The organism is Rhizobium sp. Root1203 (assembly GCF_001424945.1).
GTDB lineage: Bacteria > Pseudomonadota > Alphaproteobacteria > Rhizobiales > Rhizobiaceae > Rhizobium.
In genome coordinates this window covers 78,738-90,917 of the sequence record NZ_LMCW01000006.1, presented here as the reverse complement: position 1 = coordinate 90,917, position 12,180 = coordinate 78,738, and the positions used below count along the sequence as shown (strand labels likewise).

Here is a 12,180-nt window from a genome sequence, read left to right as displayed (position 1 = left end):
GCAGACTAAGGCGAACGGCACAAAACACAACCGCGGTCGCGCCGTTTTGCCGGCCCGGAACGCAATCGCCTTCTCAGGCTGTCGGCACCGGACAGCCGATCCTCTCCATCTTCCTTTGCACTTTGTCGCGTTTGTTCAGGACACTGCGCATGTGGTGGTTCTCCCCGGCCTGCCTCCACTTTCCCGTGAGCGTCCGGCACTTTGCCGCATCGCCGCTGCCGGTCCGCGGTGCATTGTCACTCCCGCTTCCCTTGCCCGCGACGGATGGCAGGGCGATGAGCGGTTGCACCAGCAGCAAGGCGAGCGCTATGCGCGCCAGCGTCTTCATTCGAGCCTCCTCCGACCGGGATCCCGCAGCGGTTCGACTTTACGCCGGGTCGGCTACCCGAGCAAACCTTGCGCGCTATGCGCTTGTCACGATCCCTCTCTACGGGTATCAGCGAAATGAAGTGAACTGGGAGGCCGACGTTGAGCGCACGTTTTCTATCAATCGGGGAGTGCATGGTGGAGCTTTCGCAGGCCGGAGCCGGCTTGCTGAGAAAGGGCTTTGCGGGCGATACGCTGAACACGGCCTGGTACGCCCGCGCCTGCCTGCCGCCGGCATGGACGGTCGACTACTGCACGGCACTGGGCGACGATGCCATGTCCGACGAAATGATTGCGTTCTTCAAGGACGCCGGCATCGGCACCGAGCTGATCCGCCGCGTCAAGGGCAAGGCGCCCGGCCTCTACATGATCAGCCTCAGGGACGGCGAGCGTTCGTTCAGCTATTGGCGCGACAGCTCGGCGGCCCGCCAGCTCGCCGCCGATCCTGATTTCCTCCGCCAGGCGATCGAGATGAGCGACGTGATCTATTTCTCAGGCATCACGCTCGCGATCCTGTCGCGCGGCGACGCCGATACTCTGCTCGCCGAGGTTCGACGCGCCAAAGCCGCCGGCAAGCTGGTCGCCTTCGACCCAAACATCCGCCCGCGGCTCTGGTCGAGCTATGACGAGATGCACGCGACGATCAGCGAAGGCGCGCGCGCCTCGACGCTTGTTATGCCCGGGTTCGACGACGAGGCGGCACATTTCGGCGACGTATCCATCGACGCGACGATCAGCCGATATAAGGCGCTTGGCGCGACCCACGTCCTGGTGAAGAACGGAGCGGAAGGTGCGACCCTGAATTTTGACGGGAGCGAAAGCCTCGTACCGGCGGAAAAGGTATCCAAGGTCGTGGATACCACGAGCGCCGGCGACAGCTTCAACGGCGCGTTCCTGGCCCGCTACCTCGAAACGAAGGATGCCCCGGCGGCAGCCCGCTTTGCGGCAAGGGTTGCTGCGCGCGTGGTCAGCGAACACGGCGCGCTGGTGCCCAGGGAAAAGCTCGGGCTGGAACACGCGTAGGCGGCTGACCGCGCGCTTGGCAGAACTGTAATATTTCCATCATCGACGCCCTTCAAAATAAGGTCGCGGGAATCGATCATCGAGCCCGCCCGGGGCTATGCGCCGTCATCCGGTAATCGGCGCGGATGAAGGTCGGGGTCATGCTGCAACGTCTGTCGAACATCCCTCACGGCGTAGATGCCGGCGTATTGCCATTGGACAAACCGGAGCGACTGGTCATCGTCAGCGATGCCTGGCACCCTCAGGTCAACGGCGTCGTTCGCTCGATCGAGAATACCAACCGTGAGCTGGCGAAGATGGCGATCGAGGTTGCGATGGTGACACCGCAAGGCTTCAGAAGCGTCGCCTGCCCGACCTATCCGGAAATCCGCCTCTCGATCGCCAGCTACCGCAGGATCGCAAGAGAGATACGCAAGCACAAGCCGTCCTATGTGCACATCGCCACGGAAGGGCCGCTGGGGCTGACGGCGCGGCGCTGGTGCCTCAAGAATCGGATGCCTTTTTCCACCAGCTACCACACGCGTTTCCCGGAGTATGTCGCCGCTCGCCTGCCGATTCCGAAGAGCTGGCTCTATGCCTTCGTGCGATGGTTCCACAATGCAGGCGCTGCCTGCATGGTCGCAACGCCGAGCCTCGCGCTTGAACTCTCCGAAAAAGGCATTCGCAACCTGGTGCCGTGGAGCCGCGGCATTGACGCCAACCAGTTTCACCCGGAGGCATTGGAGGAAAAGCCGTTCGGCCTGCAGCGCCCGATCTTCATGACGGTCGGCCGCGTTGCGCTGGAGAAGAACCTGCCTGCCTTTCTCGATCTCGACCTTCCAGGATCGAAGGTCGTTGTCGGCGACGGCCCTGCCCGCGCCGAGCTCGAGAAACGCTATCCCGGCGTGCTCTTCACGGGTCTGAAATTCGGGGAGGAGCTGGCGCGCATCTATGCCCAGGCCGACGTCTTCGTCTTCCCGTCGCTGACCGACACCTTCGGCAATACGATCCTCGAAGCGTTGGCGTCCGGCGTTCCGGTTGCCGCCTACCCCGTCACCGGACCGCTCGACATTATCGGCGAAGACAGCGACGTCGGCGCACTCGACGATGACCTTCGATCTGCCTGCCTTGCCGCGCTATCCTGCTCGCGCGAACAAGCGCGAGCACTTGCAATGCAGTATTCCTGGGAGGCGGCAACCCAACAGTTCATCAACAATATCCGCGCCGCCAATGGTGTCATCACGCCAAAATGGAAGAAAGCATGGCAGTTCGCCGCCAACTCGCTTCCCAGAACCAGAAGGCCCGCCGACAGGGATGCTGCATCGACGGTTTAATACGCAGCATGTCGCCTTCCAATCTCTCCCTCATTCTCGCCCTTTTGGCGGGAATCCAGCCACGACGCGTCTGCGTCGTGAGAGGAGTCTGGTGCGTTCAGCGACTTGAACACGCGGGGATACCTGTGACGAGCATAAGGACGCGGCGATAGAGAAGAAGGCTCAGCGGGGAATCTCTATCAGCCCTGCGCCACGACCGCCTGCCTGCCTCTCTCGCTCGGCAGGGCGGGAAATGCGAGTGCAACCGCTGCGGCGCCAAGACCGACCATTGCAGAACCGATGAACAGCCACGAATAGTTGGCGAGGGTATCGAATATCCAGCCGCCCATCAGGGGACCGAATGCCATGCCCAGGCTGGAGAGCATCGTCGCAGCACCGAACACCGTACCGATGATGCGCGGTCCGAAATACTCGCGCGCCAGAACCGCATAGAGCGGCATGACGCCGCCGTAAGCGCTGCCGAAGATGACGGCCAGCAGGTAGAATTCGCCCAGCTGGCTGACGAAGAGATAGGCAGCCAGCGCGACGGCCTGCACCAGCAAGCCGGCGACGATCACTGGTTTCACGCCGATCCTGTCGGCCAGCCCACCGTAGAGCAGCCGGCCGCCAAGCCCCGCCAGTCCCTCGACGCTATAGATGCTGACCGCCGCCATCGGCGCAACGCCGCAGATCGTGGCATAGCTCACCATGTGGAAGATCGGTCCGGAATGGGCGGCACAGCAGGCGAAGAAGGTCAGCCCAAGGACGATGAACTGCGGCGAACGGAACACTTGCGCCAACGCGGGCCGACCGTTCTCGATCGCGATGCCGGGCTCGCCCTCATCGTGGACGACCGCCGGCTTGCGTACGAGCAGAGCTGCCGGCACCAGAAGAGCCCAGGCCGAAACGCCGATGATGAGCATCGCCGTGCGCCAGTCGTAAGCGGAAATCAGCCAGCGGGCGATTGGCGAGATGGTCATCGGTGCAACGCCCATGCCGGCGGAAACCAAGGAGACCGCAAGGCTGCGGTTGGTGTCGAACCATGCCGTCGTGGCAGCAATCATCGGAGCGAAGAACGTGCTGGCGGCAAGGCCTACCAGAATGCCGTAGGTCAGCTGAAATTGCAGGAGTGTCCCCGCCCGGCTCGCCAGCACCAGCGCGAGGCCGAGCAGCGCCGATCCGATCAGCACGACGACGCGGGGACCGAAACGGTCGCTTGCCGCGCCCCACATGAACCCGCCGATCCCCATGACGATGAAGTTGAGCGTCATCGCGCTCGCAATACCGACATGTGACCAGCCGGTATCCGTTGCGATCGGCCCTTGGAAGATGGCCAACGAAAACATCGCACCAAGCGCAACGCAGGTCATCAACGCACCCGCGCCGACGATAACCCAGCGATAGGAATTACTCATAGCTCGCAACCTCCGTGTCGATGTTGTCAGATCCACTCGCGGGCACTGGACCTGCCGTCCCCGGCCCTACGACCATAAGACGTTTGATCGTCCGCATATTCGACATCCCCGGACAATTTTCTACTTCGGAACTTTGAGGTTGCAAGGACCCCGTACTTTCTGGTCGCACCTCGCCGAAACAAATCCACTGTCTAAGACAGTAATATTAGACAAGTCAGGGATGTCGTGAGATTGTAGCAACAATAGAATCGGAAGGTACATGTCCGGAGAACGTTATCTATTCGACGCCAAATCGCATAAGGCCATCATGTATCAGGCCGGCGACCATCTATACCCAATCGCGGGCAATAAAGCCGAGCACTGGGTGTCCGGTGACTATATTTTCTGCTTGAACACCCAAAAAATTTCGTTCTGGATTCTCGGAAATGACGTCTACGGCCACCTTGGCAGCGGTGAATTGACCCGCGAACCGATCTATTATTTTGGCAGCTAAAGCCCCCTTGGCATCAAGGTGGACGGGGAGCAAAATCCCCTCGCCCGGGGCGACGGCGAATGTTCGGCCGCAAGACGCGGCCGAACCAGTCTCTATCGCAGGCCTACGTCCGCCGCTTCTTTGACTCGTACGGATTTTCCGGGGAGCGGTAGTGGATCCGAATTGGCACGCTTGGCATGTCGAAATCCACGCGCAGGCTGTTGATCAGGTAACGCGTGTAGGATTCCGGCAGCGCGTCGGAGCGCGTGCAGGAGATCATGAACGCCGGTGGGCGAGCCTTGACCTGCGTCATGTACTTGAGCTTGAGACGGCGCCCGGAAACGGCCGGTGGTGGATGCTGCACCTGCTGCTGCTCGAGCCAGCGATTGAGCTTGGCTGTCGAGATGCGCTTGTTCCAGACCATGTCCGTATCGATGATCGCCTGCATCAGCTTGTCGAGGCCGCGGCCGGTTTGGCCGGAGATCGGCACCGCTCGGATTCCGCGTGCCTGCGGCAGCAACCGCTCGGTCTTTTCGCGCAGGTCGGCAAGCACCGCCTGCTGGTCTTCGATCATGTCCCACTTGTTGAAGGCGAGAACGGCCGCGCGACCTTCGCGGATGACCAGATCCACCAATTGCAGGTCCTGCTTCTCGAACGGAATGGTCGAATCGAACACGATGACCACGGTTTCGGCAAAGCGGATGGAGCGCAGGGCATCTGCGACGGACAGCTTTTCAAGCTTTTCCGTCACGCGCGCCTTGCGGCGCATGCCTGCGGTATCGAACATCTTGATGGTACGGCCGCGCCAGTCCCATTCAACCGAGATACTGTCGCGGGTGATACCGGCTTCCGGACCAGTCAACAGACGATCTTCGCCGAGGAAGCGGTTGATGAGCGTCGACTTGCCGGCATTGGGGCGACCGATGATCGCCACGCGCAGCGGCTTTGTGTCGTCATAGGCAGGCTCGAAATCCTCGTCTTCTTCCAGATCCTGCGGAATGTCGACGTTGGTAACGGCGACGTCTTCCTTTTCCTTCGGATAGGCGCGGTCCTCGCCGATCGCCGCGACGATGGCGTCGCGCAGATCGAGCATCCCCTGCCCGTGTTCGGCCGAGATCGGCGTCGGTTCGCCGAGGCCGAGCGTGTAGGCATCGTAAAAGCCGCCGTCGGAACCCTTGGCTTCCGCCTTGTTGGCAACGAGCACGACGGGCTTGCCGCGACGCCGAAGCATCTCCGCCAGATCCTTGTCCACGGGAGTCAGGCCGAATTTGGCATCGACGACGAACAGCGACAGGTCCGCCTCGTCGATCGCCGCTTCCGTCTGGGCCCGCATACGGCCCAGCAGGCTTTCCTCATGTGCCTCTTCGAGACCGGCGGTATCGATGATCGTGAAATTCAGCCCCATGAGCCGCGCATCGCCGGGGCGGCGGTCGCGGGTGACGCCGGGCGTGTCGTCGACAAGGGCCAGCTTCTTTCCAACCAGACGATTGAAAAGGGTCGACTTGCCGACATTCGGGCGACCAACGATCGCAACCGTAAAGCTCATTGAAATTCCCTAATCTCAGCCCTGTGCGGCGGGCGCCTTGCCGGATGCGGTAATATTATCAAGCATCATCTGGGCGCGATTGGCAACATTGCGCGGGCTTTGCGCATCGTCGGCGATCGCCTGGAACCACTGGCGCGCCTGGGTCATGTTGCCGGCCTTGTAGGCGGCAAGGCCGAGCGCTTCGCGAGCGGAGTGGCGGAATGCATTGGTCGGGACGGCCATTTCCTCGACGTGAGCCGAGACCTGCTCGTAGGTCCCGGTCTCGATCAGCAGCCAGCCGGCCCGCATCTTGGCGGCATCGCGAATGGCCTGCGGTGCGGCAGCATCCTTGCCGATCACATCGAGGGCAGCAACGGCACCCGCAGTATCGCCCTTCTGCGATAGCACGGTGGCAGCGCGCAGGCGGGCAAGGATCGGATAGGCGCCATGGCCTTGCTTTTCCAGCTTGTCGAGCGCAGCGATCGCCTCGTCGTTCTTGTTTGCGTCGGCAAGCTTCAGCGCGGCGATGAACTGGTCGCCGGTGCCTGACGACTGGTTGTCGTCCCAGTATTCGTAGACCTTGTAGCCGACGGTGCCGAGCACGATCAGAACGGCGATCGTAATCAGGTAGCGTCCGAACCGGCGCCACGCGCCCTTCATCTGGTCGGAACGCAGTTCCTCATTGACTTCACGAATGAAGCTGTCGTCGTTGAATGCCATTCTCGTCTCCGGCCGCGGATATGCCTAGTCATGCGGGTTGCACGCACATTGTCGGGCCTTCTACCCCATTTTTCGGCAGTTGTAAGGGGGATGTGAAAGAATCGTTACATGGCGAGCGGGGAAACGCCGATCAAAACCTCGTGCAGCTTGAAGGTGATCAGCGCCCAGGCGACCACGCCGATGACAACCGCGTAGAGATCGTATTTGGCCGAGACGAAGGGCCGCAAGGTGATTTCCCCTGCCCGCTGGCGCCGTTTCAGCGAAATCCGCAGGATGACGCCCCAAGCCAGGAAGGCCCCGAACAGCAGCACCGAGGATGTCTCGCCATTGGCGAGCAGATGCGAAAGCGCCCAGATCTTCACCGACAGCACCATCGGATGCTTGGTCTTGACCGCGATATGCCCCGCCGGCAACAGCGAGGCGACCAGACAGATGACCGCGATCAGCATCAGCGTTATCGTGATGTGCGCCATCCAGACGGGAGGATTGTAGAGCATCCCCGTGACCTGACGCGCCTGGCCGAAGCCATAGATCAGCAGCACCAGCGTGAGGATGCTGGCGACCGAATAAGCGATCTTCCAGCCGCGCTCCCCAATGCTTGCGATCATGGACTGGCGAAAGCCGGGTGCGACGACCCGCACGAGATGAAGCCCGAGGAAAAGTACGATGCCTGCGATAAGCAATGTCATGGATGCGCCTCCTGTGCGTCACCTGACTTAACGGTGGCCGGCAAAAAACGCCAGCGCCACCGCAGCTTCGCCGCAATTCTGTAACAGGAAAGCCGCAAACAAATTGTCGCGGTGCCCATGTTTCGTTCCCTTTTCCAAGCCTCCCTTGCCGTTTCCCTGCTGACCCCCGCCATCGCGGGTGCTACCGACCAACCCAGGCAGTTGGTCATCATTTCGTTCGACGGGGCGCACGACAACACATTGTGGCAAAAGAGCCGCGAGATGGCGGCGAAGAACGGCGCACACTTCACCTATTTTCTCTCCTGCACCTTCCTGATGAACCAGCAAGCCAAGAAGGCATACCAGGCACCGCACCAGAAACTGGGAAAGTCGAATGTCGGCTTTGCCCAGAACGACGACGAAATCCGCGAACGCCTGGGCAACATCTGGCATGCCCATCTCGAAGGCCACGACATCTCCAGCCATGCCTGCGGTCATTTCGACGGCCGGCAGTGGAGCGAGGCCGACTGGTCCGCGGAGTACGCGACTTTCCGCACGACGCTGAAGAACGCCTGGAAGGGCGTCGATCTCGATGAGCCGAAAGGCTGGCAGGAGCTGGTCGACCACGGCATCCACGGCTTTCGCGCTCCCTACCTCTCGGCCACGGCAGGCGCCGACATGATCTCGGCGGAGAAGAAGGCGGGCTTCAGCTATGATGCGAGCCTGGTGACCAAGGGTCCCGCCATGCCCGTCGAAGAAAACGGCATCATCCGCTTCGGTCTGCCTCTGATCCCGGAAGGACCGCGCGAAAAGCCTGTGATCGGCATGGACTACAATCTGTTCGTCCGCCACTCCAAGGGCGAAGAAGACAAGGCCGACACGAAGGAATTCGAAGACCGCGCCTACGCTGCCTTCAAGGAGGCGTTCGACAAGCAGTATGCGGGCGACCGCATTCCGCTGCAGCTCGGCTTCCATTTCGTCGAGATGAATGGCGGCGCCTATTGGCGGGCGCTCGACAGGCTGGTGAGCGACGTGTGCCACCGCCGGGACGTCGCCTGCGTCAGCTATTCCGAAGCGATCCCGATGATCGAGGCACGCGGCAAGCTGCAACAGGCCTCGGCATCGGGGCTGTAGGCCGACTCCTTGGAGCTTTGCGCAAGCAGCCCCTCATCCGCCCTCTGGGCACCTTCTCCCCGCTGGGGAGAAGGGAATAGCGGCACCCACGCAGCTTATCTCAACAATGACTTCGGCGCTCGCGGCATATCCCTTCTCCCTCGGGGAGAAGGTGGCAGCAGCCGGATGAGGGGGCACACCCCTAACCGTCGGCGTGGACGATGCCGGCCTCGCGCTCGAGATAGTGCTGGTCGATCTCGGGCAGCGGCTCGCCGCCGATCGCCGATTCGAACGTCCGCAGGCGCTTGTAGATCGACAGCAGCTCGACGATCGTCGTCCACGAATTGACGAGATACTGGAATGAACCGCGCACCTGGTCGAAGACGTTGTTGATCTGCGTCAGCAGGCCTAGCGTCAGCTTGCCGGCAACGATGGAAGGCACGAGGACGATCAGACTGAAGAGGTTGTCGGCCTGCAGGTAGAAAATGCGGGCGACGTTGAAGTACATATAATTGAAATAGAGGCGGAAGTAGTTCCGGCGCACATTGGCGAACAGTTCGGCGACGGTCGGGGGCGTGGCGCGGTCCGCATGGTCTTCGCCGTAGACCAGTTCCTTGCGGTAGGACGCCTCAACGCGCTGATTGCGGAACTCCAGACCGGGCAGCTTGATGCCGACCAATCCGAGAAACACAGTGCCGAAGATCGACCAGAAGAGCGCCGCCCAGACGAGCGCATGTGGCACTTCGCCGATCAACGGCAGTTCGGTGATGTTCGCGCCGATCTTGAAGAGCACCGGCAGGAAGGCGATCAGCGTCATGACGGAGCTGACGAGGCTGACGCCGAGGCTCTCGACGGTCGACGAGAAGCGCATCGTGTCTTCCTGAACGCGCTGCGACGCGCCTTCGATATGGCGAAGCTGCGGCCAGTGCGCCATGTAATATTCGTTCATCGCCGTGCGCCAGCGGAAGATCCAGTGGCTGACGAAGAACAGGTTGAGCACGCCGACCGTGATCGCGATGAAGGCGATGCCGGCAAAGCCGAGCATCCCCATATAGAGTTGTGGTGCCGTCACCGGCGCGGTCTTTGCCAACGCCTGCTGGATGAGGTCGTAGAACGGCCCGTACCAGGCGTTGATGGCGACGCTGACCTGAACGGAGAAATAGGTGTTGAAGATGATCAGCGCGGAGCCCAGCACCGACCACATCTGCCACCGGTGCGGGCTGTAGCTGAACCAGAAACCGGAAAACAGCGCAACCGCGATGGCATAGTAGATGTAGAACCACAGGAACGGCGTCGACCAGAAGACCGAGGCGCCGATCGGAGCTTCCTGGCCCGCTGGGAGCGGCGGCAGGCCGATGACGGAACCGAAGCCGGAGCCTCCGAGATACCAGACGAAAACGGCAAGAAGCGCCCATGCCACGGCAGAGATGAAGAAGAATTTCGGCTTTGGGAAATACGATACGAACACGGGAGACTTTGCTTTCCTGAACGGGAGTCTTCGGGGTCACTAATAGACCAATTGCGGCGAAAACTACGGCAGTTCGCTGGAAGCGGCAATGGCTTCGTCCCATTGTTACGCAATTGTAACGCCTTAAGAGACCTTCTTGACGACGGGCAGGACCAGCAGCGCGCACACCACCAGCGCCACGGCCGCCATGTAGGTCGGTGTCGTGAAGCTCCCTGTCCGCTCCGCGATCCAGCCCGCGACGACGGGGCCGACGATCTGGCCGACACCGAACGCTGCTGTCATCATCGCAAGCGTCCGGCGCGGGCTTGCAGGCGAAAGCTTGCGGCCGATCTGCAGTCCGTAGGCGGTGATCGCCAGGAAGGTAGCCCCGAACAGCGCGCCGCCGATCAGCGGCGCTACGGAGCGCGGCAGGAGCACGGTTGCCAGCACGCCCGCGGTTTCGACCAGCAAGGCCGCCACATAGACGTTCCCCAGCCCGAGCGGACGGACGAGAGGTTTCCACGCGAAAAGGGCGACCGCCGCTGTGAGACCCGCGATGAACCAGCAGAGGAATTCCACCATCTGTCCCGCGGCGTCCATGCGCGCGATGGTCACCAGGAAGGTGCCGGTGATGACGTAGCCGAACCCGAAAAGACCATAGGACGCCGTCAGCAGGAGCATCGGACGGTTCCAGACGATCGCCGGTTCCTTGCCGGTTTGCGCCGAACTGGCCGGGCCTGACGGCAGAAGGTACCAGACCGCCAGGAGACTGAGTGCCGAATAGATTGCGCCGCCGATCCAGTTGGCCCGCCAGGCATCGGAGCTGCCGTGGTAGGCAATGCCGATCAGCATCACCATGACGGACGACAGCGCAATGCCGGCGCCGGGACCACCGAAATGCGCGGCCTGCACATGATCGTTGCCAGCCGCTGCCCCGTGGCTCAAGACGATCGACGAGGTGAAGACCAGCGCAAACGCGCTTGCGACACCCGCGAGAAAGCGGATCGCGGCAAAGATCGCGACGGAACTCGTCATTGCCATGGCCGCCAGCAACAGCGCCGTTGTCGCCAGCGCCAGAAGCGCCACCTTGCGTTCGCGCCCGGCTGCCCAGCCATAGGCGGCCAGCACAGCACCGACGAGATAGCCAACGAAGTTTGCCGACGCGATGAAGCCCGCATCGGCTGCCGAAAGCGGGACGCCGCTCATCATCCCGGGCAGGATCGGCGTGTAGGAGAAACGGCCGAAGCCCATGGCCGCGGCCATGGCGATTGCGCCGGCAAGGGCGGTGCGGAACAGATCTGTCGGGAAAGTTTCATTGCGTGCCAACATCCTCTGGTTATCGCGCTGCACAATGATGGCGACAATCAAGATTTTCTGATCGATCGATCAATTTCGGAAAACCCTTGCCCGCCCTTGAATTCGATTATCTTACGATATATGTTTTACGACATAGTGAACGATACATCTAAGGAGTGACTTATGAGAGGTTTTCGAGGCGGAATGATGGGTGGCGGCGGCTTTCGCATGGGGCGAAAGTTCGCGGCAGGCGACCTGCAGCTGGTGATTCTGGCCCTGCTCTCCGAGCAGCCGCGCCACGGTTACGAATTGATCAAGCTCCTGGAGGAGCGTTCGGGTGGCTTCTATGTGCCAAGCCCGGGCGTCATCTATCCCGCGTTGACATATCTGGAAGAAACGGGCCTGGCGGACGTCGAAAGCGAAGGGACGAAGAAGCTCTACCGCATTACCGAGAGCGGCCGCAAACTGGTCGCGGACAACAGTTCCATGATCGAGATGACGCTTGGAAAGCTGGAAGGCATCGGCGCCAAGATGGCGCATGTGCGCCGCATATTCGACCCCGAGAGCCGCGGCGGCGACCGTGAGGACGAGGCCTTTCCGGACGACAAGAGCGAGGTCGCGGCCGCCCGCATGTTGCTGAAATCCGCCCTGCGCCTGCGCTATCCCTGGTCGAAAGAGGAAGCCAAGCGCATCGCCGGCATCCTGGAACGCGCGGCCGCAGAGATTTTACAGGGAAAACGCGACTAAGGCTGACGCCTGCCTCCAGACGGCAGCGCCAGGAGAAAATCTCGCTCCTGTGCGCGCCACCGGAGCGAGCAAGCGGCATATGCGTGCCGTGAAAGT

At 61.7% G+C, this 12,180-nt stretch carries 12 protein-coding genes; 5 read left to right on the top strand and 7 right to left on the bottom strand.

The features are described from left to right. Positions 1 to 73 precede the first annotated feature (73 nt). Positions 74 to 328, bottom strand: a complete 255-nt coding sequence (locus ASC97_RS07050; RefSeq protein WP_057467640.1) for a hypothetical protein — start codon at positions 326 to 328, stop codon at positions 74 to 76. Positions 329 to 468: 140 nt separating this feature from the next. Between ASC97_RS07050 and ASC97_RS07045 the strand changes: the two genes are divergently transcribed. Then, complete coding sequence (locus ASC97_RS07045) at positions 469 to 1,389, top strand: sugar kinase (protein WP_057467639.1); 921 nt, start codon at positions 469 to 471, stop codon at positions 1,387 to 1,389. A 140-nt stretch (positions 1,390 to 1,529) separates the two neighbouring features. Next, entirely contained in the window at positions 1,530 to 2,702 is a 1,173-nt protein-coding gene (locus tag ASC97_RS07040; protein WP_057467638.1) for a glycosyltransferase family 4 protein, read from the top strand. Positions 2,703 to 2,881: 179 nt separating this feature from the next. Here ASC97_RS07040 and ASC97_RS07035 read toward each other — a convergent pair whose 3' ends face one another. Next, the gene (locus ASC97_RS07035) at positions 2,882 to 4,096 is read right to left on the bottom strand and encodes an MFS transporter (protein WP_057467637.1); all 1,215 of its coding nucleotides are present in this window, start codon (positions 4,094 to 4,096) and stop codon (positions 2,882 to 2,884) included. Between the two features lie 259 nt (positions 4,097 to 4,355). On the opposite strand from ASC97_RS07035, the gene ASC97_RS07030 reads away from it, so the two are divergent. Continuing rightward, positions 4,356 to 4,589 (top strand): hypothetical protein, encoded by a 234-nt coding sequence (locus ASC97_RS07030; RefSeq protein WP_057467636.1) that lies wholly within the window; start codon positions 4,356 to 4,358, stop codon positions 4,587 to 4,589. A gap of 103 nt (positions 4,590 to 4,692) precedes the next feature. On the opposite strand, the gene der is transcribed toward ASC97_RS07030, so the two are convergent. The 3 genes from der to ASC97_RS07015 form a co-directional block, all read right to left on the bottom strand. Further along, positions 4,693 to 6,114 (bottom strand): ribosome biogenesis GTPase Der, encoded by a 1,422-nt coding sequence (gene der / locus ASC97_RS07025; RefSeq protein ID WP_057467635.1) that lies wholly within the window; start codon positions 6,112 to 6,114, stop codon positions 4,693 to 4,695. 15 nt (positions 6,115 to 6,129) lie between these two features. Then, the gene (locus ASC97_RS07020) at positions 6,130 to 6,813 is read right to left on the bottom strand and encodes a tetratricopeptide repeat protein (RefSeq protein WP_057467634.1); all 684 of its coding nucleotides are present in this window, start codon (positions 6,811 to 6,813) and stop codon (positions 6,130 to 6,132) included. A gap of 104 nt (positions 6,814 to 6,917) precedes the next feature. Then, entirely contained in the window at positions 6,918 to 7,502 is a 585-nt protein-coding gene (locus ASC97_RS07015) for an NnrU family protein (protein WP_057467633.1), read from the bottom strand. A 117-nt stretch (positions 7,503 to 7,619) separates the two neighbouring features. Here ASC97_RS07015 and ASC97_RS07010 point away from each other — a divergent pair, with 117 nt between their 5' ends. Beyond that, complete coding sequence (locus ASC97_RS07010) at positions 7,620 to 8,615, top strand: hypothetical protein (RefSeq protein WP_057467632.1); 996 nt, start codon at positions 7,620 to 7,622, stop codon at positions 8,613 to 8,615. 181 nt (positions 8,616 to 8,796) lie between these two features. Here ASC97_RS07010 and bacA read toward each other — a convergent pair whose 3' ends face one another. Then, positions 8,797 to 10,062 carry a bacteroid development protein BacA gene (gene bacA / locus ASC97_RS07005; protein ID WP_057467631.1) on the bottom strand — a complete coding sequence of 422 codons (1,266 nt, stop codon included), beginning with the start codon at positions 10,060 to 10,062 and terminating at the stop codon, positions 8,797 to 8,799. A gap of 123 nt (positions 10,063 to 10,185) precedes the next feature. After that, on the bottom strand, positions 10,186 to 11,370 hold the full coding sequence (locus ASC97_RS07000) for a YbfB/YjiJ family MFS transporter (RefSeq protein ID WP_057467691.1): 1,185 nt from the start codon (positions 11,368 to 11,370) through the stop codon (positions 10,186 to 10,188). A 150-nt stretch (positions 11,371 to 11,520) separates the two neighbouring features. On the opposite strand from ASC97_RS07000, the gene ASC97_RS06995 reads away from it, so the two are divergent. Next, on the top strand, positions 11,521 to 12,084 hold the full coding sequence (locus ASC97_RS06995) for a PadR family transcriptional regulator (protein WP_057467630.1): 564 nt from the start codon (positions 11,521 to 11,523) through the stop codon (positions 12,082 to 12,084). Positions 12,085 to 12,180: the final 96 nt, after the last annotated feature.